22 protein-coding genes are annotated in these 22,720 nt (G+C 48.5%); 5 read left to right on the forward strand and 17 right to left on the reverse strand.

The features are described from left to right. Positions 1 to 6 precede the first annotated feature (6 nt). The 7 genes from B5E53_RS19660 to B5E53_RS03560 form a co-directional block, all read right to left on the reverse strand. Entirely contained in the window at positions 7 to 423 is a 417-nt protein-coding gene (locus tag B5E53_RS19660; protein WP_242963499.1) for a hypothetical protein, read from the reverse strand. Positions 424 to 549: 126 nt separating this feature from the next. Then, positions 550 to 1,368: an AmmeMemoRadiSam system radical SAM enzyme gene (gene amrS, locus B5E53_RS03535; RefSeq protein ID WP_343215582.1), complete on the reverse strand. Its 819-nt coding sequence runs from the start codon at positions 1,366 to 1,368 to the stop codon at positions 550 to 552. Further along, the gene (gene amrA / locus B5E53_RS03540) at positions 1,368 to 2,756 is read right to left on the reverse strand and encodes an AmmeMemoRadiSam system protein A (protein WP_087312672.1); all 1,389 of its coding nucleotides are present in this window, start codon (positions 2,754 to 2,756) and stop codon (positions 1,368 to 1,370) included. The genes amrS and amrA overlap by 1 nt, the downstream gene beginning before the upstream one ends. 32 nt (positions 2,757 to 2,788) lie before the next feature. Next, positions 2,789 to 3,328, reverse strand: a complete 540-nt coding sequence (locus B5E53_RS03545; RefSeq protein WP_087312673.1) for a histidine phosphatase family protein — start codon at positions 3,326 to 3,328, stop codon at positions 2,789 to 2,791. A gap of 17 nt (positions 3,329 to 3,345) precedes the next feature. Continuing rightward, positions 3,346 to 3,960 (reverse strand): class I SAM-dependent methyltransferase, encoded by a 615-nt coding sequence (locus B5E53_RS03550; RefSeq protein WP_087312674.1) that lies wholly within the window; start codon positions 3,958 to 3,960, stop codon positions 3,346 to 3,348. 3 nt (positions 3,961 to 3,963) lie between these two features. Then, positions 3,964 to 4,335: a zinc ribbon domain-containing protein gene (locus B5E53_RS03555; RefSeq protein ID WP_087312675.1), complete on the reverse strand. Its 372-nt coding sequence runs from the start codon at positions 4,333 to 4,335 to the stop codon at positions 3,964 to 3,966. A 17-nt stretch (positions 4,336 to 4,352) separates the two neighbouring features. Then, on the reverse strand, positions 4,353 to 4,664 hold the full coding sequence (locus tag B5E53_RS03560; RefSeq protein WP_087312676.1) for an HIRAN domain-containing protein: 312 nt from the start codon (positions 4,662 to 4,664) through the stop codon (positions 4,353 to 4,355). 370 nt (positions 4,665 to 5,034) lie between these two features. Between B5E53_RS03560 and B5E53_RS03565 the strand changes: the two genes are divergently transcribed. From B5E53_RS03565 to brnQ, 3 genes are all read left to right on the forward strand, one after another. Then, positions 5,035 to 6,756, forward strand: a complete 1,722-nt coding sequence (locus tag B5E53_RS03565) for an ABC transporter ATP-binding protein (protein WP_087312677.1) — start codon at positions 5,035 to 5,037, stop codon at positions 6,754 to 6,756. Positions 6,757 to 6,927: 171 nt separating this feature from the next. Next, entirely contained in the window at positions 6,928 to 8,283 is a 1,356-nt protein-coding gene (locus B5E53_RS03570) for an NCS2 family permease (RefSeq protein ID WP_087312678.1), read from the forward strand. Positions 8,284 to 8,293: 10 nt separating this feature from the next. Next, positions 8,294 to 9,646 (forward strand): branched-chain amino acid transport system II carrier protein, encoded by a 1,353-nt coding sequence (brnQ, locus tag B5E53_RS03575; protein ID WP_087312679.1) that lies wholly within the window; start codon positions 8,294 to 8,296, stop codon positions 9,644 to 9,646. Between the two features lie 39 nt (positions 9,647 to 9,685). Here the strand turns inward: brnQ and B5E53_RS03580 are convergent, their stop codons facing one another. Further along, on the reverse strand, positions 9,686 to 10,603 hold the full coding sequence (locus B5E53_RS03580) for a DMT family transporter (protein ID WP_087312680.1): 918 nt from the start codon (positions 10,601 to 10,603) through the stop codon (positions 9,686 to 9,688). A gap of 141 nt (positions 10,604 to 10,744) precedes the next feature. Next, entirely contained in the window at positions 10,745 to 11,635 is an 891-nt protein-coding gene (locus B5E53_RS03585) for a penicillin-binding transpeptidase domain-containing protein (protein ID WP_087312831.1), read from the reverse strand. Positions 11,636 to 12,038: 403 nt separating this feature from the next. On the opposite strand from B5E53_RS03585, the gene B5E53_RS03590 reads away from it, so the two are divergent. Continuing rightward, positions 12,039 to 14,054 (forward strand): right-handed parallel beta-helix repeat-containing protein, encoded by a 2,016-nt coding sequence (locus B5E53_RS03590; RefSeq protein WP_087312681.1) that lies wholly within the window; start codon positions 12,039 to 12,041, stop codon positions 14,052 to 14,054. A 72-nt stretch (positions 14,055 to 14,126) separates the two neighbouring features. Here the strand turns inward: B5E53_RS03590 and B5E53_RS03595 are convergent, their stop codons facing one another. The 8 genes from B5E53_RS03595 to B5E53_RS03630 form a co-directional block, all read right to left on the reverse strand. Beyond that, a complete protein-coding gene (locus tag B5E53_RS03595) occupies positions 14,127 to 14,492 on the reverse strand; it encodes a PIN domain-containing protein (RefSeq protein WP_087312682.1) in 366 nt (121 codons plus the stop codon). Next, a complete protein-coding gene (locus B5E53_RS03600) occupies positions 14,476 to 14,748 on the reverse strand; it encodes a type II toxin-antitoxin system RelB/DinJ family antitoxin (protein WP_087312683.1) in 273 nt (90 codons plus the stop codon). Before B5E53_RS03600 ends, B5E53_RS03595 begins: the two co-directional genes overlap by 17 nt. 149 nt (positions 14,749 to 14,897) lie before the next feature. Continuing rightward, positions 14,898 to 17,558 (reverse strand): excinuclease ABC subunit UvrA, encoded by a 2,661-nt coding sequence (locus B5E53_RS03605; RefSeq protein WP_087312684.1) that lies wholly within the window; start codon positions 17,556 to 17,558, stop codon positions 14,898 to 14,900. Further along, a complete protein-coding gene (locus B5E53_RS03610) occupies positions 17,555 to 18,373 on the reverse strand; it encodes an arginase family protein (protein WP_087312685.1) in 819 nt (272 codons plus the stop codon). Before B5E53_RS03610 ends, B5E53_RS03605 begins: the two co-directional genes overlap by 4 nt. A gap of 214 nt (positions 18,374 to 18,587) precedes the next feature. Then, positions 18,588 to 19,022 carry a hypothetical protein gene (locus tag B5E53_RS03615; RefSeq protein ID WP_087312686.1) on the reverse strand — a complete coding sequence of 145 codons (435 nt, stop codon included), beginning with the start codon at positions 19,020 to 19,022 and terminating at the stop codon, positions 18,588 to 18,590. A gap of 226 nt (positions 19,023 to 19,248) precedes the next feature. Then, entirely contained in the window at positions 19,249 to 20,205 is a 957-nt protein-coding gene (locus tag B5E53_RS03620) for a serine hydrolase (RefSeq protein ID WP_242963500.1), read from the reverse strand. 166 nt (positions 20,206 to 20,371) lie between these two features. Continuing rightward, on the reverse strand, positions 20,372 to 20,926 hold the full coding sequence (locus B5E53_RS03625) for a chromate transporter (protein WP_087312687.1): 555 nt from the start codon (positions 20,924 to 20,926) through the stop codon (positions 20,372 to 20,374). After that, positions 20,923 to 21,528 (reverse strand): chromate transporter, encoded by a 606-nt coding sequence (locus tag B5E53_RS03630; RefSeq protein WP_087312688.1) that lies wholly within the window; start codon positions 21,526 to 21,528, stop codon positions 20,923 to 20,925. The genes B5E53_RS03625 and B5E53_RS03630 overlap by 4 nt, the downstream gene beginning before the upstream one ends. Positions 21,529 to 21,740: 212 nt before the next feature. On the opposite strand from B5E53_RS03630, the gene B5E53_RS03635 reads away from it, so the two are divergent. Continuing rightward, the gene (locus tag B5E53_RS03635) at positions 21,741 to 22,619 is read left to right on the forward strand and encodes a LysR family transcriptional regulator (protein ID WP_242963501.1); all 879 of its coding nucleotides are present in this window, start codon (positions 21,741 to 21,743) and stop codon (positions 22,617 to 22,619) included. Positions 22,620 to 22,720: the final 101 nt, after the last annotated feature.

The raw sequence follows: 22,720 nt of genomic DNA on the forward strand, positions 1-22,720 counted from the left end.
TAAAACCTACTCCCGTTTGGAAATATTATAATCACGAATTTTTCCTGCTTCCTTCAAAACACCCTCAACTAATCTTCTGTGAATACCAATCCATTCCACACTGGAAAAATTAAACGATTTCTCACCGAGCAATCTGGCGATCCTGGAAGAAACAATATCTGCCTCCCGGGTTTTTTCTTCTATCTGATTTCGTTCCTTCCGCTCCTCGTAATAACTGAAAAGTCTTTTCTCTGCTTCGTCAATCGATATTTTACCTTCGATATGATTTTTTGCAGTATCCAATAAATAAGGAGACGTCTGCAACCCATCCACATCCTGAAGACCTATGGCTGTCATCCATGCTTCGCTTTTTTCTTTCTGCGAAGGTTCTCCCTGTCGAATGTATTCACTTAAATCCATTTGCCAGTTATTCTTTGATGACATGTAAGCCTCCCTTCGTTTCACATTCAATCCACACATTCATGAAATATATTGTAATAAAAACATTACTACTGTCCATACGCTCCGTAAAGCACATCTCTCCTCAACAATTCCCCGCATACACCCACTTCAAATGTTTTTCGGCACTGCTTTCAGCCGATATATTTTCTCCACATCTGTCGCCGCTTTGTCCGTCATCTTGTATCGAGGGAAGAACCTGGTCACATGGAGGGGCATGTCGGGATTGATGGAGGCAATCCACTGTGCTTCCTGTTCCATTTCTTCTTCGGAATCGTTTTCTCCGGGTACGATGAGGGTGGTCAGTTCCACATGGCAGCTGCCGGCGGCCCGCTCGATAAAATGTTTCACCGTATCCAGGTCTCCGCCCAGTTTTTTGTAATAGCCTTCGCTGAATCCTTTCAGATCGATGTTCATGGCGTCAATGTAAGGGAGAATCTCGTCCAGAACGGACAGCTCCGCCGTGCCATTGGTAACCAGTACATTTTTCATGCCGCGGGCGTGTACCAGACGGGCGGTATCCCGGACGTATTCGTAGCCGATCAATGGCTCGTTGTAGGTAAAGGCCACGCCGATATTTCCGTACATTTTGCACTGCTCTGCCAGGTCTGCCAGCTCTTCCGGCGACATATGGCGGCAGCCGGTTTCCGATTCGCTGCACATGGAGATTTCATAATTCTGGCAGAATGGGCAGGACAGGTTACAACCGAAGCTGCCCACCGACAGAATCTGACTGCCTGGATGGAAGCGGCGCAGTGGCTTCTTTTCGATGGGGTCGAGCATCAGGGCTGTAAGTTTTCCATAGCTTGTGCTGATGATCGTTCCGTTTTCGTTTTTTCTTGCCCGACAGCGGCCGTACTGCCCTTCTGCCAGAGAACAATGATGAGGACAGACCGGGCAGATGATACGATTTCCTTCTCTTTGCTTCATTAGAAATGTCTCACCACCTCAAACCGTTCCAGTTGAACAGCATCATCGTAAGTAGAGATGCCTGCTTTCTGTTTTGCAATGGTGATCTGGTCTTCGACGGTGTCCACTCCGTCCAGATTCGGCAGCAGCAGTCCCCGCTTGCGGCCTTTTGTTACGATCACACCGTAGCGTTTGACATCCAGTTCGTCCGGAGAGGTGATTGCTTCCGGTGTGCCTAGGACATCAACGCTGTAAACCAGCTTGTCAAGCTCGTCCGACTGTACCGGATGGAAACGCGGATCTTTTGTGGACGCACTGATGGCGTTAGCGATGATTTCTTCCGCGATATTTTTCTGTACCGGAGCAATGGTGCCGATGCAGCCCCGGAGACGTCCTTCTTCTTTCAGGGAAACGAAGACGCCTGCCCGGCTTTCATACATTTCTTCCGGCAGGTCTCTTGGGATAGAGATTTGCTTTCTTTCGCCCACGTAAGCCTCGATGGTCTGACGGGCCAGACGAACATATGCGTCTTCCGATTCTTTCCGGCGTTTGGCTTCATCTGCGATTTTCTCCTCGTACTGACGCAGAAAGTCCCGTTCCGGCGCCCGGCCTTCCACCTCATAGGTACAGACGCCATACCCGACGCCGAAGGTTCCCTCGTGAGATAGCTTTTCCGCTTTTACTGCCAGGCGATCCAGCGTTCCGGCCATGATAACAAAGGAACGGTGCCCACATTCCGCCGCTTTATCGCAGAATTCTTCCGTAAAATCAAAAAGCTGGTCAAAGGCGGCGGCTCCCATGACTTCCATGATGCGGCTGTCGTATTCCGGCCCTTCCTTCTGGAAACCGTAAGGCCCGTCTTCTTTGAGTTTGTGAGACAAATCGCCGCTGCCGATAACGACAATATTTCTTCCACAAAGCTCCGCCGCTTTCTGTATACACTGCCCCAGCATGTAATGCTGCGACAGTGGCAGACCGGACAGTCCGATGCGCACTGTCTTGTAATCCGTATAATAATGATTGAGAAACCAGAGGGGAATCATAGTGGCATGATCGAGCCTGCTGTCCCGCTCCCCCATGGTTCCGGCAGGAATTTCTCTGGCTTCGGCTTCCTGAGACAGGGCTTCCACCAATTCCGTGTCATACTGCACCTGGATTTTTACCTGCGGCGCACGGAACTGACCGAAATCTCCCCGGGCTCCTGTCCCCGGTGAAATGTGAAAATAATCTGCATACATAATAGAATGTGGCGACAGCACCACCACGGTATCCGGCTGCCATGAAGCGATTTTTTTCGCTGCCTCATGATACGCGTCGATGGTCGCCTGAATTGCCTTCTCCTGTCCTCGTCCCACATCCGGTATGATCAGCGGCGGATGAGGAACCATCACTGCACCTTTTACTGCCATAGTAACCCTCCTGTTCCAAATGATATTTTCGGTTAAAAATCATACCGCAGCACAGCGCAGTTTTTCACGCCGAATGCGGCATATTCTTCATTGGTCATCTCATAAAAATACGACTGTACCACTCTGGCAATGCCGTTATGAGCCACCAGTATGTATGTTTTCTCATCGGACTCTGCTTTTACATCGTCCAGCAGATTGTAAATCCTCTGCGCCAGGTGGAGCATGGATTCGCCGCCGTCATAGCGGCAGCAAAAGTCTTCTTTCGCCTTCTTAAATTCCAGCCCGTCTCTGGCAGTGGACTCCCATTTGCCGAAGTTCTGCTCGATGAGCCGAGGTTCCATTCTGGCTGGAATACCGGTGATCTCGGAGATATGCCGGGCAGTCTCCGCCGCGCGGCTGAGCGGTGAGTAGAGGATTTCATCAGCCTGTATGCCTTCCTCCACGATCTTTTTTCCTGTCTCGATGGCCTGCTGATGTCCAAGCTCCGTCAGCGGAATATCCGTTGCCCCGCAGATTTTATTTTCCACGTTCCACACGGTCTGACCGTGACGAACAAAATATACATGTCCCATTATACTGTCCTTTCTCCTTACATAATCTCGAATATCAATATCTTCTCCCGCGGATCTTTCCCTTCAAACAGATCTCCGCAGTCTATCTCGTCCACAAACATCAGCAGCTCCTGCGTCATCAGATACGCCACATATTCATCGGACGGATAATAAAAATAAAGCTGAATGTTTCTGGAATTCTCATAGTAAGAATCCAGAATCCGCGCCATCACTTTCTGCAGGATTTCCACAGAAAATGGATTGAAAAAATAACACCGATCCACTTCAGCGGGAACCGGGTACTGCTCTGCATTTACCAAAACGAAGGAAGCTCTCCTTCCGGACACTGCCGTCTGCTGATTAGACAGCGCACGTTCATACATGCGAGGGTCGTACTCGATTCCCATGGTGCGGCATCGGGTCTGATAAGACAGGTAGAAGTCCACCCGACCTTTCCCGCAGCCATAGTCCAGAAGTACATTTCTTTTGGAAATGTATCCGCTGCCGACCAGCCGTTCCAGGACAGAGTACGGCGTCGGTTCATAAGGATACCGGTACTGGTCCGCCATGGAATCATCCCGCCCGGTGGTTTTGATACGGAGAAGCTTGTCCCATTGCAGGGATAAGCTCTCTTCTGACTGTTGTTTTCCCATAAACTAAAACTTCCTTCCACATTTCGGGCAGTATTCATAATCTTCCTGGGTCTCGAAACCGCAGTTGCCGCAGCGCTTGTACCTGCTTCTCCAGCCAGTCTGCACCTCCGTCAGATGCTCAGGTAAGATCTCGATGTCCTCGCCCCTGGCAATCCGTTTGCCAATAACCGGGTCCAGAGCATAGAGAGTATTGCAGCAGGACATCTGCACATAATATTGTTTGTTCCATTTGAAAACGGGAAGGAAAAACAAAGACAGGCACATGTAAGTCATGTACACCTGATATCTGCCATAAGACCCGCAGTGGCTGCAGATGACCATCTGATTAAAGTTAAAGTCTTTTCTTCCCTGGGTGATACCCATAATAAAAAACATTTGTTGTCGCTCCTGTGTTATTTATCTGTCAGGCTCTTCTTACATACCTTGCATATCACTCCCTTCGGAGTCACAAACAAAATCCGGGCCTTCGCCTTATTACCGATCTTGTCATAAAGGCGTCCTGCGCTCAAAGATTCGCCCAGTACAGTGTAAGGGCTGTTGGCCACGTAACCGATTTTACCAACCCCCTTCAGCAGCACTTTGATTGCCTCCTGATCGTATTCATTGTCCGGTTCTTTTACCAGCCTCACCTTCATGCCCGGTTCCAGAAAGTCGGAACCAAAATAATGCTTTGTTCCTGTTAGGGTAAAATATATCTTTTTCATGCTGTCCTCCTTCATGATCTGACAGACTGTTTCTCTCTGCCAGTAATTCTATTGGAATGGCCGATGGCGTCATAGTTCCAGTGATACAGTGATTACTTATTACTATACGCATAATCACAAATAATTTCAACAGCCGCATTTTAAAAATTCTCGTTACTGGTCACTGCGTGAACAATAACAAATTCCCTCCTCCTGCCGGAAGCCTCCCCTTTTTCCTTCTTGCCAAGGCGAACCGGCTTATGTTAAGATTGTCGTGGCCTGCTGCCCGGGGCGGCAGCAGCGGCCGAATATCGTCAGCGAACGCTGAAGGGAAAATTATGACGGGCTTTCGCGCAGGCGCAGCCCGGGAAAAATACACAGGAGGTTTATGATGCAGACCATAAAGAAGTTTATTCATTATTATGGCCCGTACAAGGCGGTCTTTTTTCTTGATCTTTTGTGCGCGGCCTTTATCAGTCTGGCGGATCTGGCTTATCCGCAGATTCTTCGAACAGCGACCAATACTTTGTTTACCAGAGACAGCGCGGTGATTCTCCGGGCGCTTCCGCTGATTGCTCTGGGACTTTTTGCCATGTATCTGGTGCAGAGTCTTTGTAAATATTACGTGAGTTATCAGGGGCATATGATGGGCGCTCATATGGAGCGGGACATGCGCCAGCAGCTTTTTGACCATTATGAGAAACTTTCTTTTTCTTATTACAGCCAGAATAATTCCGGTCAGATGATGAGCAAACTGGTGTCGGATCTGTTTGATATCGCGGAGTTTGCGCACCATGGGCCGGAGAATCTTTTTATTTCGCTGGTGAAGATCATCGGTTCCTTTATTTTCCTGTTCCTTATCAACTGGCGTCTGGCGCTGCCGCTGGTTTTTCTTGTTTTCTGTATGTTTGTGTTTTCCTTCCGCCAGAACCGTCGGATGCAGGAAACATTTATGGAAAACCGGAGAAAGATCGGAGATGTGAACGCCAGCCTGCAGGATACGCTGGCGGGCATCCGGGTGGTGCAGTCTTTTGCCAATGAAGACATCGAGCGGGAGAAATTTAAGAAGAGCAACCATGCATTTCTTCTTTCCAAACGAGATAATTATAACTGTATGGGAAGTTTCATGGGCTGGAACCTGTTTTTTCAGGGTATGATGTATCTGGTGACCCTCGTTTACGGAGGCTATCTCATCGCCAGGGGACTGATGGCTCCAGCGGATCTTGCCATGTATGCCCTATATATCGGTATTTTCATTAATCCGATCCAGATTCTGGTGGAGCTGATCGAGACCATGCAAAAAGGTATGTCGGGATTCCGCCGTTTCCTGGATGTGATGGAAACGGAGCCGGAGATCACAGACGCGCCGGATGCACACGAGCTGGAAAATGTACAGGGACACGTTTGTTACGAGGATGTTTCCTTCCATTATAGTGATGATAATACGCCGGTGCTCTCTCATGTCTCTTTTGAGATTCCGGCCGGAAAGTCCATCGCCCTTGTGGGGCCGTCCGGCAGCGGCAAGACGACCATCTGCTCTCTTCTTCCCCGTTTTTATGATGTGACGGGCGGAAGGATCACTATAGACGGCCAGGATGTGCGCACGCTGACCCTGAAAAGTCTGCGCAGTCAGATCGGTATGGTGCAGCAGGACGTGTATCTGTTCTGTGGTACCATCAAAGAAAATATCGCCTACGGCAAACCGGGCGCTTCCATGGAGGAAATTATTGCGGCGGCGAAGCGCGCCAACATTCATGACTTTATTGAAGAGCTGCCGGATGGGTATGATACATATGTGGGCGAGCGGGGCACCCGTCTGTCCGGAGGACAGAAACAGAGGATTTCCATCGCCCGGGTATTCCTGAAGAATCCGCCGGTGCTGATTCTCGACGAGGCCACCAGCGCGCTGGATAATGAGAGCGAACGCTGGATTCAGCAAAGTCTTGAGGAACTGTCCAAAGACAGAACTACCATCACCATCGCCCACCGTCTGTCCACCATCCGCAACGCGGACGAAATCATCGTGATCACCGAGGACGGCATCGCCGAGCGAGGCACCCATGAGAGTCTTCTGGAACAGGGAGGCATCTACGCTCATTATTACAATATGTAGAATAAAAGATAAAATATGGCACTGTCCGCTAAAAAATCGCTGGCAGACACAAAAAAACTACCCTTGAATATTTCATGGGACTTATCTTATAATGGAACGGCACAGATGCCGGGGTATCGTTCTTCGGATATCTGAAAATGTAACTTATGTGCAAAAGAAAGAGAGGACACTATGGAAAAATTTTTTAAGTTGAAGGAAAATGGCACCACATTTTCCACTGAGGTTATGGCAGGTCTTACTACCTTCTTTACCATGGCTTATATCATTGCGGTCAATCCGAGCGTATTGAGCCAGTCAGGCATGGAATGGGGCGCTGTATTTCTGGCAACAATCATCGCGTCGATCATCGGTACGCTGGTGATGGGACTTTTTGCCAATGTACCGTATGCACAGGCTCCGGGTATGGGTCTCAATGCATTTTTCGTGTACACCGTTTGTTTCGGTCTGGGCTTTACCTGGCAGCAGGCGCTGTCCATGGTATTTATCTGCGGTATCTTTAATATCATCATCACAGTGACAAAAGTCCGCAAGTTTATTATCAAGGCCATCCCAAACAGCCTGCAGAACGCCATCGGCGGCGGTATCGGCGTGTTTGTGGCATATATCGGCCTTTTAAATGTAGGCATTATCAGTTTTGATTCCGGAGTTCCGGCCATTGCCACTCTGAATCAGCCTGTTTTCTGGCTGTTCCTGATCGGTCTTGTTCTGACCATCGTACTTCTTGTGTGCAATGTAAAGGGAGCTATTCTGATCGGTATCGTGGTGACGACCCTGATCGGTATCCCTATGGGCGTTACGACAGCCAGTGATTCCGTGAGCTTCTCGGAGGCATGCGCTGCTCTTCCATCCACCTTTGGAGCAATTTTTACGTCAGAAGGACTTCCATCCCTGTTCAATGATGTTTCCAAGCTTCCGCTGGTACTGGTAACTATTTTTGCCTTCAGTATCTCCGATACCTTTGATACCCTTGGAACCTTTATCGGAACCGGACGCAGAAGCGGTATTTTCAGCGAGGAAGATGAAAAAGCCATGGATTCCAGTTCAGGATTTAAGTCAAAAATGGACAAGGCTCTCTTTGCAGACGCCATCGCCACCTCCATCGGCTCTATCTTCGGAACATCCAACACCACTACTTTCGTGGAAAGTGCTTCCGGTATCGGTGCCGGCGGACGTACCGGTCTGACCAGCGTTGTCGTGGCCATCTGTTTTGCCATCAGCGCCTTCCTGGCAACCTTTGTGAGCGCTATTCCATCTGCAGCCACCGCTCCGGCTCTGGTTGTTGTCGGCATTATGATGACCTCCGCCTTTAAGGAGATCCAGTGGGAAGACTTTTCCGAGGCGGTTCCTGCATTCTTTGCCGGACTGTTCATGGCGCTTTGCTACAGTATTTCTTACGGTATTGCCTTTGGCTTTATCTCCTACTGTATCGTAAAAATCTGCAAGAAAGAAGCAAATACCATCCATCCGATTCTCTGGGTGGCAACGGTTCTGTTTATCTTAAACTTCGTGCTTCTGGCAATCATTTAGGAATTATGTCATGGAAAAATTGTCTTACAGGAAAATAATCACAGTGGCCAGCATGCTGTTCGGCATGTTTTTCGGAGCAGGGAATCTGATTTTCCCTGCCTCCATGGGCCAGCTTGCCGGACGGAATATGTGGCAGGCGTCGGCGGGATTCCTGATCACCGGAGTCGGTCTGCCGCTTCTTGGCGTGGCCGCTCTGGGCATCAGCCGCGAAAACGGCCTGCTGGGTCTTGCCAGCCGGGTCGGAAAGAAGTACGGCCTCTTTTTTACCTGTGCGCTTTATCTGACCATCGGCCCGTTTTTTGCCATCCCGAGATGTGCCACTGTTTCCTACACGGTGGGAATCGAGCGTATTCTGCCGGGAACGGGACAGTCTCTGGGGCTGGCAGTATTTTCTCTGCTCTTCTTCGGAGCTGTTCTTTTCTTTTCCCTTCGTCCGGGAGAGATTCTCACTTGGATCGGCAAGGTATTAAATCCGCTGTTTCTGGTTTTTCTTGCCATATTAATCCTACGGGCGCTGACGGCTCCCATGGGAGAAATCTCTGCCGTTGATCCGCAGGGCGCGTATCTGACAGGAGCCTTCGCCACGGGACTTCTGGAAGGATATAATACGATGGATGCGCTGGCGGGACTTGCCTTCGGCATCATTGTGGTGGATGTGATCCGCAGTCTCGGCGTCACGGAACCGGGTGCTGTGGCCAAAAATACGGTGCGGGCAGGTATTTTCAGCTCTTTTCTGATGGCAGTGATCTATGTTCTTGTCACCGCGGTGGGTGCTCAGAGCCGCGGGATGTTTGCGGCTGCCGCCAATGGCGGGGAGGCTCTTGCGCAGATCGCGCAGCATTATTTTGGAAGCGCCGGCGCTCTTATTCTGGCAGTCACTGTCACAATCGCCTGCCTGAAAACAGCAGTGGGCTTAATTACCAGCTGTGGGGAAACCTTTGTGAACATATTCCCAAATGGTCCTTCCTACCGGGTATGGGCCATCCTGTTCTGCCTGCTGTCCTTCCTCATCGCCAATCTGGGGCTGGACGCCATCATCGCTTACTCCATGCCGGTGCTGATGTTTTTATATCCTCTGGCCATTGTACTGATTCTTCTGACCCTGTGCGGCAAAATGTTTCATAATAATCAGACGGTTCTTCAGTGGACCATTGGATTTACAACCGCAGCGGCGTTCTTTGATCTGCTTCGGGCGCTGCCGGAAGGTACAAAAGCTGTTCTTCATCTGAACGGAGTTGTGGAGTTTGCCGCCGATGTGCTGCCGCTGGCAGAGGCCGGGTTCGGATGGCTGATTCCGGCTGTGATTGGATTTATAGCGGGGCTTGCTGTATCCTCTGCCAGAAAAAAGAGACATTTCCAGTAACTGTACATTTGCTCATTTAAGGCGTGTACCCGGATATTCTTATGTTCCGGACACGCCTTTTCTATTTCTCCTGACAATAAAAGATCTGCGTTCTGAAAGAATCAATCCCCCCAGCGTCAGTGCGATGCCCGCCGCGGTCATCCATGTAAGGGGCTCCCGCAGAATCAGCGCGGAGGCCGCCACCGTGATGACCGGGTCCAGATAAATATAAATACTCGTCGTTACAGCTCCCAGCACCTTCACCGCATAATTCCAAGACACAAAGCAGAGCGCAGAAGCGCCCAATCCCAGAAAAAGAATATTAAACAGATACACCGGATTGGCAAATCTTTCCGGTGCAAAACGAAAATCAAAAATAAAAAGAGCCGGAATCATAAAAAGGATACCGTAGAAAAAGGTTCGCCGCGTCGTCAGAATCGTATGATAACCAAAGCCGCTGATTTTTTTTGTGAAAATAGAATAGCAGGCCCAGAGAAAAGCGGCCAGCAGCGCCAGCAGATCGCCAAGCGGATTCACATGCAGGGACGAGCCGTTAAAGCTGATGAGGGCGATTCCTGCCATGGCCGCCAGAAAACCTGCAAAAAAACCAGCGCCGAGCTTCTCTTCATTTTTTAAAAAAATGCGGGATAAGATGGCGGTAAAAAACGGCGCCACAGAAATAATAATCCCCACATTGGAAGCCATAGTATAAGTCAGCGCGATATTTTCCAACAGATAATAGAGACACACGCCGCACAGCCCTGCCACCGCAAAGGTGAGTTCCTGTTTTAACGTGGTTTTCTTCATCCGGTGCGGATATATGAGCGACAATACCAGCAGTCCCATGACAAACCGGAAAAAGAGAATCTCCACCGGCTGAAAATCTGCCAGCATCACTTTTGTCGATATAAATGTCGTTCCCCAGATGAACGTGGTCAGCAGGGCACACAGATGACCGGCTTTTGTCTGTTGATTCATATTATTTCTCTCCCGTCTCTCCATTCATTGTCTGAGGCCGGCACGACTGCGGCAGCCTCATCTCAATGAACGGCATTTTTTTGCAAAATACTTTTACAAGTATAGCAAAAAAGAGAAACGGATTCAATGTTTTCGATAGTTTTACAATGAATGGCCGCAATAATCGGCCAGAATCTCCATGGCAATCTGCCGTGCATCCGTACTGGAAACGTCTTCTCCCTCATTTTCTCCCAGATACACACAGAAATACACATTTCCTTCCGGCGTTTCTGTAAAGCCGGTGAACCAGGCGTCTACGAGCACCCCATGTGCCTTCCCTGTTCCGGTTTTTCCGTACACCGTACAGTCCGCGATGTTCTGCTCTTCTGCCCGCATTACATTTTTCAGTTCTTCTATTGTATTCCCGGAATATATGGTATCCTTTCCGAAAATGCGTTCCATCACTTCTGTCTGCTCTTTCGGTGAGATCTGCAGAGAAGATTCAATCCAGAAGCCAGTCAGCGCGCGGTTGTCATTATTGGTATTCTGCCGTCCTTCCCAGTCGGAAATGTCACAGTTACCATAGGAAAGCGTATCAAGCGCTTCCTGCATCCGCTCTTTGCCAATCTCGTCAATGACTTCCCGGAAATACCAGACGCAGGAGGTTCGGAACGCTTCTTCAAAATCAATATCTTTATTCCAGTCCTCATTCCAGAATTCCTCGCCACTCCACGAGCGGGTAGAATCTTCCGGTACGATCGTTCCGTCCTCCAATGCTGTGAGGGAAGAGATGATTTTAAATGTGGAGCAGGGAGAACGCCTCGTGTTCGCCAGCTCTTCATTATAAATCATATATTTATTGTTGGAAGGATCGTAAATGACTGCCGCTCCGTTCAGGCCGTCAAAATACGAAGACCAGTCCGCTTCTTCTGTCTGCGGAGCAGGCGCTTCTGTGTCGGATTCCGGCGATACTTTTTCTGCTTCTTCAACCGGGACGCCGCTCATTCCTGTCCCTGTATTATTTTCCACTTCTGTCTGCTCATCACCATTCATTTGCTCCTTTCCCTCGCGGGACGTTTCCGTGCAGCCCGCCGATAAAACAGCACAGAGCAGCACCATGCAAATACATAATAAAAAATTTTTCTTTCTCATCATTTCCTCTTTCCTGACGCATTTACTGCGTCAATGATGGTAGATTTGGAAGTTTACTTCAAACCTTCCTCCATCTTACATTTGTAGTATTTATAGTTATGCCTATTATCTTACACAAGTAAGATTACAATGTCAAGAAATCCGGCACTTTTCTCTTTTTAAAAATGTACCTCTCATTACTGGTCACTGCACGAACAGTAACTACCTCTCTTCTTTTCTTGACGTTCTGCCCAAAATCCTTTACCATGAATGTAGAATGTGTACCAATGGTACCGATCACTATTTCTTACAGGAGGAGTTCTCTATGAGAATTTATGTTGACGCCAATGCCGGACGGGACGGCAACGGCACAAAAGAAATGCCTTTCAGACAGATTAATGACGCGGCGCAGATGGCTGTGCCTGGGGATGAAGTCCTGGTGGCCCCCGGCGTTTACCGGGAATATGTGAATCCTCTTCACGCCGGAACGGAAGAAAACCGAATTATTTACCGCAGTACGGAGCCCCTGGGCGCTGTGATCACCGGCGCAGAAGAAATGAAGCAATGGCAGCCATATGAAGGAGATGTATGGGTCTGCCGGGTATCCAATTCCATTTTCGGAAAATATAATCCTTATACAACCTATGTCTACGGAGACTGGTATTTTGCCGGCCGGAACAAACATACCGGCGCAGTCTATCTCAACGATAAGATGCTGTACGAGGCAGACAGCCTGGAAGACTGTCTTAAGGGCGAGGTGTACGAGTATTCCTGGGAGCCGGAAGCTTCTGTCTATAAATGGTATTCCGAGCAGGATACCGCCCGCAATGAAACTATCCTCTACGCAAACTTCCAGGGCAAAAATCCTAACGAAGAAAAAGTGGAGATCAACGTGCGCCGGGAGTGTTTCTTTCCGGAGGAAACCGGCGTAAACTATATCACGGTCAGCGGCTTTCGCATCGAGAAAGCAGCCACCACCTGGGCGCCGCCGGCGGCTTTTCAGGACGGAATGATCGGCCCCCACTGGTCCAAAGGCTGGATCATCGAGGACTGTGATATCAGCAACAGCAAATGTGCCGGCATCTCTCTGGGCAAATATCTGGACCCGGACAACGAGCATTATTTTACTAACAAGCATGTCAAAAGTCCGACCCAGATGGAACGGGACGCCGTATGCCGTGGCCAGTATCACGGATGGCTCAAAGAAAAAGTGGGCAGCCATATCATCCGCCGCTGCAACATCCACCACTGCGAGCAGGACGGCATCTGCGGACGGATGGGCGGCGTGTTCTCGATTATTGAAGACAACCACATCCATCATATCAACAATATGATGGAGCTTGGCGGAGCAGAAATCGCCGGTATCAAGATGCACGCCGCCATCGACGTCACCTTCCGCCGCAATTATATTCATCACTGCACCATGGGAATCTGGTGTGATTGGGAAGCTCAGGGCGTCCGCATCACGCAAAACCTTTTCCATGACAACCAGCGCCCGGCTTACGCCAAACAGTTGAAGGGAAGCATGATGAGTCAGGATCTCTTTGTGGAAGTGAGTCACGGCCCGACCCTCATCGACAATAACATTCTGCTCTCCGACGCCTCTCTCCGACTGGCCACCCAGGGCGTCGCTATGGTACATAACTTAATCTGCGGCTCACTCACCGCCGTGGGCGCCGGCACAGACAGCATAGTGGAAGGCGTAAACCGCGCCCGCTACACGCCGTACCACATGCCGCACCGCACGGAAGTCATGGGCTTTATGACCATCCTTCACGGTGACGACCGTTTCTATAACAATATCTTCGTCCAGAAATGGCCGGCAGAACCATTCCTGATCATCCGGGACAGCGAGGAAGGCTGCGACGAAGAAAACCGCGAAGTAGGCACCCATGTACTGGACGAATACCCGACTTACGAAGAATGGATCCAACATTTTGACATGGATACAGACACCCCGGATATGAAAAAACTGGAACCGTTCCATTTCCGCCATCTTCCGGTCTGGTCAGACGGCAACGCCTACTTTGGCGGCGCAAAAGCATGGAAGAACGAGCAAAATTATCTGTTCGACGCAGACCGTGACATAAAAGTGGAGCTGATCTCCCGGGACGATGCTCCATGCCTGTCCACCAATCTTTACGATTACCTGAACGACTTTTCCGCGGAAATGATCCACAGCGACACCCTCGGATGCGCTTTTGAGCCGGAACAGCGCTTTGAGAATCCGGACGGCACCGCCATCACCTTTGACCGGGATTATTTTGGCAGCCACCGGGGCCTTACGATTCTTCCTGGACCGTTCGCCAGCCCGGAAGACGCGAAGAAGCCGTTGTGGTAGAAGGATTATAAATGTAACATATGCGCGCTTAGATAAAAAGAAAACTTTTATCCAGCGCGCATAACTGCTCTTTTAATTCACATCCAACTTTTTATTTAGTTTTTTATCAAAGCTGATTACATTATCACCCAGTTTACGATGTCTCGCAATGAGAATGCAGTCTACAAAGTCAAGAGATGTTTCCGCAAATAACTGCAAAGAAAAACTCATCACCTCTTTGTCTTTCATATGGATTTCTTCCAGAAAATCAATCAAGGTATTTGCAATTTCTATTCGGGAAATTCCATATACCCTTTTTAATACATACACAACTTCTGCAAGAACCTCGGGTATAGTAAATGCGCCCCTTTCTATAATCTGTTTTGATTGTTCTGACATTTGGGGATGATCCGCAAGAAGATATCGCAATATGACATTTGCGTCAATCAGACTCTTCATGTTTTTCAGCCATCGCTTTCTCAAAAGCTATTTTTTCCTGCTCCATTTTCAGATAATCTGCATATTTGGCAAGGCGGCCATAAGAACTGCTTCGATTTGCCGAAACAACAAAAGGCATGCCATTCTCAAGCACACTTTGTTTGGTAAAAATACGTACTGCTTCTGCCAAGGAAGTTCCCATCTCCCTATAAAGTGCTTCTGCCTGTTCTTTTAATTCTGCATCCATCCGAACTTGTAATGTTGCTTCTTTTGCCATTGTATCGCCTCCTTTTTTGTAATACAATTGTATTACAAAAGAAATACGATGTCAATTCAAAAATAAAAATAAATGCTCATTTGTTTTTTCAATATTGAAACGTGCATTCTTTCTTACTCAAAACTAATTTTTCTCTCTTTTAACAACTTTTACAGAAACCTCCCGGTCACGCTCTCCGGCGTATTTTTTATCTCCTCCGGCGTTCCGGCGGCGACGATCCGCCCTCCCTCGGTTCCGCCGCCCGGTCCCATGTCGATGATGTAATCGGCGTTTCGGATCACGTCCAGATCATGCTCAATGACAATGACTGTGGCGCCGTGCTCCATCAACGTCCGGAAAACGTGGAGCAGAGTCTGAACGTCCAGCGGATGAAGTCCTATGGTCGGCTCGTCAAACACAAAGACGGAGGCCGTCTGTAATTTTCCCATCTCGCTGGCCAGTTTCAGACGCTGGGCTTCGCCGCCGGACAGACCCGGCGTCTCTTCTCCCAGGGTGAGGTATCCCAGTCCCAGTTCTTTTAGAACCTCTAATCTCTGACAGACAGTTTTCATTCCTTTACAAACGGTAAGTGCCGTATTCACATCCATGGACATCAGTTCCGGAAGGGAAAAAGCCGTTTCCCTCATCTGTGTGGACACAGCCACGGCTTTATCTGTCTGCAGGGATTCTGCCTCATTTTTCTTCTTCCGGCGGACTGCAGATTCTTCCATGTGATATTTAATCTCATAAGCTTCCCTGGCGTAGCGGGAACCCCGGCATTCCGGACAAGGGATGTCCACATCCGGAAGGAACTGCACGTCCAGGCTGATAACGCCGGTACCATCGCAGACCGGGCAGCGCAGTTTCCCCGTATTATAGGAAAAATCGCCTGCCTTATAGCCGGCCTGTTTCGCTTCCGGCAGCTTTGCAAAGGTCTTTCGCAGCAGGTCATGGACATTGGCGTAGGTTGCCACCGTGGAGCGGACATTGATACCAATGGGAGCGGCGTCAATGAGTTTTACCTGCTCCACGCCTTCCGCTTCGATGCTTTGCACATGCTCCGGCAGTTTTTCTTTTCGGGTCATCGCTTCCAGAGCCGGAACCAGACTCTCCAGGATCAGCGTGGTCTTTCCGGAACCGGAAACTCCCGTGACCACGGTCAATCTGCCCTTTGGAATGGACACATTTAGTGGTTTTACCGTATGGATGGCATCGGTGGAAAGACGAATACATCCTTCACCAAATATCTCTGTGTTACATTGAGTTGCTGCGGACCCGGGAACCTCTTTTTCATTTTTTCTCTGCAGATTTGCAGCCGTTTCCCCTGTCTCCGGTTCTTTTGTCAACTGTTTTTCTCCATCCTGCGTCTTCTTAGCGTTATTTATGTAAACCTCTTTCAGAAACGGCCCAATCTTTGACTGCACATTTTTTGTGAGAGAGGCCGGGCTGCCTTCCGCGATCACCTGCCCGCCGTCGACTCCCGCACCCGGGCCCATCTCGATGATCCAGTCAGCCTCTGACAGAATCTGCGTGTCGTGGTCCACCAGAATAATGGAGTTGCCGTCGGCGATGAGATCATGCATCACTCCGGTGAGACCCACGATATTGGCCGGATGCAGACCGATAGACGGTTCATCAAGAACATACAAAACGCCCGTGGTCCGGTTGCGGACAGCCCGTGCCAGCTGCATTCTCTGGCGCTCTCCCGTGGATAAAGTGGATGCGGCACGATCCAGGGTCAGATAGCCAAGCCCCAGGTCCAGCAATCGTCTGGCCGCCGTTTCAAAAGACTCGCAGATGCTCTCTGCCATGGGACGCATTTCTTCCGGCAGAGAAGCCGGCACTCCTCTCACCCATTCCGTCACCTCCGACAGCGTCATCTGACAGACTTCATCCAGGGACAGTCCGCAGATTTTTGGCGCCCGGGCTTTCTCAGAAAGACGCGTACCGCGGCACTTCGGGCAAGGCGTCTGCTTTAAGAACTTTTCCACCCGCTTCATACCCTTTTCATCTTTTACCTTTGCCAGCGCATTTTCCACCGTATAAGTGGCATTAAAATAAGTAAAATCCAGTTCTGTCCCCTGATCTGCGTTTTTCGGCATATAAAAAATGTGTTTCTTTTCCGCCGGTCCATTATATACAATATCTTTTTCTTTCTCCGTAAGATCCCGGAAAGGCACATCGGTGCGGACGCCCATGGCCCGGCAGACATCCGTCATCAGTGACCACATGAGGCTCTTCCATGGCGCTACCGCTCCCTCGTCAATGGTAAGAGATTCATCGGGCACCAAAGTATTTTTATCTACCGTCCACACGGTTCCCGTTCCGTCACATTCCGGGCAGGCGCCCTGACTGTTAAAAGCCAGTTCTTCTGCCGACGGCGCGTAAAAGGAAACTCCGCACACCGGACAAGTCAGCGTTTTCTCCGCCGCCACCGCCAGAGTCGGCGGATGATAATGTCCGTTGGGACAACGATGGCTGGCCAGCCTGGAAAACATCAGCCGCAGACTGTTTAACAATTCTGTCCCGGTGCCAAAGGTGCTGCGGATGCCGGGAATCCCCGGTCTCTGGTGAAGCGCCAGCGCTGCCGGCACATGAAGCACCTCATCCACCTGCGCTTTTGCCGCCTGGGTCATCCTCCGTCTCGTATAAGTGGACAGCGCATCCAGATATCTTCGGGACCCTTCCGCATACAAAACGCCCAGCGCCAGCGAAGACTTGCCGGAACCGGACACACCGGCGATTCCCACAATTTTATGCAGAGGGACATCCACATCAATATTTTTCAGATTATGTACTTTCGCCCCGCGAATGATTATTTTATCAATCATAAACTTCTCCCTGTTTCCTTGCAAAATAATTCCCCGTTTTTCAAAGTCGTATCAAAAACCTGAAACAGTCCCGACAAAAAAGAATACAATGTATCATTGGTCATCTTATTGATCTTCTCATCTTTTAAAAGCTCCTGCATGGGTTCCATGGGACTGCACTCACCGCAGATATCCACACCGATCACATTTTGATGTTCAAACACCTGAAGAAGCAGCTTCTCAAGGATTCGAAGTGACATACTCCCCTGATTCCAGTTGGTCCGCGCGCCGTTTTTGTCCAGAACATCCTTATCAATAGAAATGTACACCGGAAGTTTCATCTGGATCCCGGACAACTTCCCGTCTATGACTTGCTCATCGATTTCCTCCATGCTGATGCAGACCAGCCTGTCCGCAAACTCTGACGGAATCTCTTCTATGCTTTTTTGTTCCGGCCCCACAAGAATCAGCTGTCTCAGACTGGAGTGACTGCGCAGCAGCTCCGCCGCCCAGTTTCCGCAGCTTAACATCCCCGGAAGCAGTGATGGCTGCATATCACTGTGATGATCGTAAAGAACGAGCGAAAACGGAAAAGAAACCTTTTCCGCAAAAAACTTCGTCGCATAATGATAATTTCCGTTATCCAGAAAATGAATCCCATGGGGGCTGCAGGCGGCCAGACGCCTGCGGATCTCATTCTCCGCCTCTTTTGTACAATACATGTTTGTGCCTTCAATGTCACTTAAATCAATTCTTTTTAATCCTCTGATCTTTGATTCAATGTCTTTAGGATAAATATGTGAAAAATCAAGAATAACATTCTCGCAAATCTTCAAACTTCTGTCCTCCTATTCTTCATTTTCCTTTTTTTATTTTACTATTTTCACCGCCGGTAAACAAGGCAGAAATATATCACGCAAATAATCCACAAATAATCGATACCGTCGGGAAAGTTCCGCCAGAACATTCGGACAAAAGATCATCCGGCGTCCAATTCGAACGCCGGATGATCTTATACACATCTCTTCTTCTGTATCATTTATTTATTTTTTATTCTGGCGCCTTTCCGAAAAAAGCCTCATAAATCTGCGGCGTAATATCTTTATCTGTCTCATATTTTTTGCTGCAGATCATCAACTGATGCTCGGTCACGGCAAAAGAAATAATTCTGTTTCCCGCAGTCAGTTCCAGGGGATAGCATCCGCTCATCTCCGCTCTTTGACTTTCCCGCAGATTCAGAGATTGCAGCAGAGAAAAAATGGAAGCTATGGTCTCCTTGTTCGTGGTAGTGTAACATCTGCCATTTCGCCAGAACGAAAGCTCCGTGGTGTCCTTTTCCAGCTGGTTCGTAAAAATCGCTTTGGCACTCCGGTACTCTTTCGCATTGGCATTGGCAAAATGAGACACGATAAATCCTGACAAAATGAGAATAATAGCTGCGGCCACGGCTGGAACCAGGAACGTGTGTGTTTTTACTTTTTTCATAGGCGCCTCATTTCTGTTGATTTTTTGCAAAATCAACTCTGCTGTTTGTTATTTGGTTGCATTTTTGTACTAATGTGTTGTAATATATTATACCATCTCATAAACAGACAGGCAATTATTTTAGTTCATACTTCTTTCAAAAGATTTTCGAAGAAAGAGTTCTTTAATGTCTTTATAATATAAACGTTTGAGGAAGCGATTTTGTGACAAAAAAATGCAATTTATTTTACATTACTTGCCGAATCTGCTCATATACATTTTCTGCGTCTATCACATGGTACGGTTCCGTATAATGATTCCCGTCGGCTTTCGCGGTGACAAGGATGTACTCTCTGCCGTTAATCTCTGCCAGACTGGCAAGACAGAGCCCGGCTTTCTCCGTGTACCCGGTCTTGCCGCCCAAAATATTGTCATCGCTGATACCGGCGTTGTCCATGGCCTGAAACATGGTGTTATAAAAAGTAAATCCTTCCGGATGTTCATTTGTCGGTGGAACACTGTAGCGCCTGGCGGTAAGAGCCTGACGGAATGTCTCGTTCTTCAGCGCATATCGAAGTAAGACAGCCATATCTTCCACCGTGCTGTAATGCTTTTTATCCTGCAATCCTGTCACATTGGAAAAATGAGTATCCCTCATACCCAGTTCTTCTGCCTTTTCGTTCATTATATCCACAAAGGCTTTTTCTGAACCGGCGATATGTTCTGCAAAAGTCAGGCAGCATTCCGCCCCGGACGGAAGCAGAATACCATAGAGTAAATCTTTCCATGTTACTTCTTCCCCCGGCTGAAATCCCGCCAGAGAAGCATCTTCTGCATATAATGAAGAAAAAATATCTGACGGAACCGTTGTCTTCTCTCCCATCTTATCTGTATGCTCAATGGCCACAATAGCTGTCATGATTTTTGTCAGGGACGCCGGATAGATTCGAGCTGTACTTTTCTGTTTTGCCAGCACATTTCCGGATTCCACATCCATAAGCACCGCATAGGGACTATTCAGTTTTTTCAGATTGACGCTGCCTTCCGGAAGCACATCAGAACCGGAGGACAGATTTTTTCCGCTTTCCGTAAAAAATGGGATTTGGGGAACAGAAGAAGAAATCTTCATTCCAGCAGCGATGATCATGACGGCAATCGCAGCGGCGCAAATTTTTTTCCATTTTGATTTTCTGTGTTTTTTCATAAAAATACCCTGCCTTTCCTTGGTATACGAGGGAATGTCTCTTGCCACGCCGGATTTCCCGGCATCGACAGGCCTGGGAGCATATCCCTTCTTATACTCTATAGAGCAGGGTTCAAAAAATCAGGTTCATCGGTATCAGACATAACGTTTATGGAAATTTACCCTTTTACAACGAAAACAGAACTTTCATTACACCCGCCAGAAGCATCACCGCCACCGGGCTTACTTTCGTTTTGCGGAGCAGAATGAAACACAGAATGAAAATAAGTACCATTTCCCACTGAATGCCATTCAGTGTTATTTTCTGCCCGTTCTGGAAAAAAGCGGTCAGTAAAATAGACAAGCCAGCAGATGCGATCATTGCCACCACAGCCGGCCGAAGGGTTGTGAGAGCACCGTTTAAAAGGCTGCCATTCCGATATTTCAGATAAAGATTTGCCAGGATGAAAATGATGATACAGGACGGAAACACACATCCCGCCGTGGCAGCCACTGCTCCGGGGATTCCCGCAATGCGGATACCCACAAAGGTGGCAGAATTGACGGCGATGGGTCCTGGAGTCATCTGAGATATGGTGATCAGATCCGTAAATTCTGAAACGGTCATCCAGTGATGAAGTGTGATCACCTGATTTTCAATGAGTGGAAGAGCCGCATATCCTCCTCCAAAACTGAACAATCCAATCTGCAAAAAACTCAGAAAAAGCTGCAGGTATATCATAATCCCGCCCTCCTTTCATCCATCCTTATCGAATGTCTGTTCTTACGGCTTCCATTTTTTGAAATTGTCTGGAAAACGCCCAAAGCCAGACAGATAAGAATCACATAAATGACGTTCACGCCGAAAAAACTGGTGGCGGCAAAAGATACGCCCATAATTATAATAGAAGAAATGCGTTTTTCCCTCATCACTCCCGCCGCCATATCGTAAGTCACAGAAGCAATCACCGCGCCCACGCCAGCCTGCATTCCCGTGAGCATCTGACCGATAAGTACATTTTCCCGAAAAGTATCATAACACACTGAAATCAGGGAAAGTATACCAAAGGGCGGCAGTATGGTGGCAGCCACGGCGGTGACCGCGCCGGCAATGCCAGCCAGTTTATATCCCACTACCACTGCTCCGTTGACCGCGATGGCTCCCGGCGCCGATTCCGCGATGGCAATCAGATCCAGCATTTCCTTTTCCTCTATCCAGTGATATTGATCCACAAATTTCTTTTTCATCAGCGTGACAATGACATACCCTCCGCCGAAGGTGAAGGCACTTAAATAAAGAGTCGATATAAAAATCTGAATCAATATTTTTCTTTTTTCTCCCATGGCAGTTTCCTCCTTCTGCCAACAGTATACCGCCCCTTGACTCATAAGAAAAATAGTATTATTTTATGATAAAGATAATATTTTTATTATATATTGAAAATATATTTTATTTCAAGCAAATGTATCCCATGTAAATATCTTCATTTTTTCATTGGACTTAAAATGTAATCTACAATAACAGGGAAGGAAGGATTCTCATGACACTTCGCCATATGAAAATATTTGTGACTGTATTTCAACAGGGCAGCATCACCGGAGCCGCCAGAGATCTGCATCTGGCGCAGCCTTCCGTAAGTCTCGCCATCAAAGAACTGGAAAACTATTATGGGCTCCGACTTTTCGAGCGCATCGGCAGGCACATTTCCCCCACAGAAGGAGGAAAAGAATTTTATGGCTACGCCGTACACATCGTTTCGTTATTCCAGGAAATGGAAAAGAAAATGAAAAATTGGGACGCCGTCGGTTCCATCCGCATTGGCACCAGCATTACCATCGGCACGCATATCCTCCCCGCGCTGACCCGCCGCTTTCAAAGGGAATATCCAAAACTGCACCTGGAAGCCATCATCAGCAAATCTTCCGACATCGAACAGCATATTTTAAATAACTCCATCGACATCGGCCTCATTGAAACCCAGCCGGAACATCCGGAACTGACCTTCATCCCTTTCATGGAAGATACCATGTGCGCCATCGTTCCCTGTCATCACCCCCTGACCCGGCAAACAGATGTCTCCCTATCCCAGCTGGCTGAATACCCTTTTCTCATGCGGGAACACGGCAGCGCCGGCAGAGAAATCCTTGACGCCGCCCTTTCTCTGCAGCAGATTTCTGTCCGACCGGTATGGGAAAGTTCCAGCACTCAGGCTATTGTCCGGGGTGTATCAGAAGGCATCGGCGTGGCTGTGCTTCCCTATTTGCTGGTAGAGAGAGACATCAGAGAAAAACTTGTCGCAATGGTTCCCCTGACCGAACCCATCCGGAGAAATCTCAATATCATCTACCACAAAAGCAAATATCTGACGCCAAATATGCTGGCCTTTATAGATTTGTGTCAAAAGGAATCCTTCTCCAAAGATTTTTCAGTATGATAAAGACTCCTGTATTGATATAAAAAGTGGCAGGGATGATAGATCATCTCTGCCACAAAAAACTATTCTTATCACAATACAATTATAAAAAGAGTTGTCAT

Origin of the sequence: Eubacterium sp. An11 (assembly GCF_002161065.1) — a bacterium.
Taxonomy (GTDB): domain Bacteria; phylum Bacillota; class Clostridia; order Lachnospirales; family Lachnospiraceae; genus Anaerobutyricum; species Anaerobutyricum faecale.

What these genes read in the sequence shown, in the direction of transcription:
- B5E53_RS19660 (WP_242963499.1), bottom strand. Translation starts at nt 423, where the DNA reads ATGTCATCAAAGAATAACTGGCAAATGGATTTAAGTGAATACATTCGA.
- amrS (WP_343215582.1), bottom strand. Translation starts at nt 1,368, where the DNA reads ATGAAGCAAAGAGAAGGAAATCGTATCATCTGCCCGGTCTGTCCTCAT.
- amrA (WP_087312672.1), bottom strand. Translation starts at nt 2,756, where the DNA reads ATGGCAGTAAAAGGTGCAGTGATGGTTCCTCATCCGCCGCTGATCATA.
- B5E53_RS03545 (WP_087312673.1), bottom strand. Translation starts at nt 3,328, where the DNA reads ATGGGACATGTATATTTTGTTCGTCACGGTCAGACCGTGTGGAACGTG.
- B5E53_RS03550 (WP_087312674.1), bottom strand. Translation starts at nt 3,960, where the DNA reads ATGGGAAAACAACAGTCAGAAGAGAGCTTATCCCTGCAATGGGACAAG.
- B5E53_RS03555 (WP_087312675.1), bottom strand. Translation starts at nt 4,335, where the DNA reads ATGTTTTTTATTATGGGTATCACCCAGGGAAGAAAAGACTTTAACTTT.
- B5E53_RS03560 (WP_087312676.1), bottom strand. Translation starts at nt 4,664, where the DNA reads ATGAAAAAGATATATTTTACCCTAACAGGAACAAAGCATTATTTTGGT.
- B5E53_RS03565 (WP_087312677.1), top strand. Translation starts at nt 5,035, where the DNA reads ATGCAGACCATAAAGAAGTTTATTCATTATTATGGCCCGTACAAGGCG.
- B5E53_RS03570 (WP_087312678.1), top strand. Translation starts at nt 6,928, where the DNA reads ATGGAAAAATTTTTTAAGTTGAAGGAAAATGGCACCACATTTTCCACT.
- brnQ (WP_087312679.1), top strand. Translation starts at nt 8,294, where the DNA reads ATGGAAAAATTGTCTTACAGGAAAATAATCACAGTGGCCAGCATGCTG.
- B5E53_RS03580 (WP_087312680.1), bottom strand. Translation starts at nt 10,603, where the DNA reads ATGAATCAACAGACAAAAGCCGGTCATCTGTGTGCCCTGCTGACCACG.
- B5E53_RS03585 (WP_087312831.1), bottom strand. Translation starts at nt 11,635, where the DNA reads ATGAATGGTGATGAGCAGACAGAAGTGGAAAATAATACAGGGACAGGA.
- B5E53_RS03590 (WP_087312681.1), top strand. Translation starts at nt 12,039, where the DNA reads ATGAGAATTTATGTTGACGCCAATGCCGGACGGGACGGCAACGGCACA.
- B5E53_RS03595 (WP_087312682.1), bottom strand. Translation starts at nt 14,492, where the DNA reads ATGAAGAGTCTGATTGACGCAAATGTCATATTGCGATATCTTCTTGCG.
- B5E53_RS03600 (WP_087312683.1), bottom strand. Translation starts at nt 14,748, where the DNA reads ATGGCAAAAGAAGCAACATTACAAGTTCGGATGGATGCAGAATTAAAA.
- B5E53_RS03605 (WP_087312684.1), bottom strand. Translation starts at nt 17,558, where the DNA reads ATGATTGATAAAATAATCATTCGCGGGGCGAAAGTACATAATCTGAAA.
- B5E53_RS03615 (WP_087312686.1), bottom strand. Translation starts at nt 19,022, where the DNA reads ATGAAAAAAGTAAAAACACACACGTTCCTGGTTCCAGCCGTGGCCGCA.
- B5E53_RS03620 (WP_242963500.1), bottom strand. Translation starts at nt 20,205, where the DNA reads ATGAAAAAACACAGAAAATCAAAATGGAAAAAAATTTGCGCCGCTGCG.
- B5E53_RS03625 (WP_087312687.1), bottom strand. Translation starts at nt 20,926, where the DNA reads ATGATATACCTGCAGCTTTTTCTGAGTTTTTTGCAGATTGGATTGTTC.
- B5E53_RS03630 (WP_087312688.1), bottom strand. Translation starts at nt 21,528, where the DNA reads ATGGGAGAAAAAAGAAAAATATTGATTCAGATTTTTATATCGACTCTT.
- B5E53_RS03635 (WP_242963501.1), top strand. Translation starts at nt 21,741, where the DNA reads ATGAAAATATTTGTGACTGTATTTCAACAGGGCAGCATCACCGGAGCC.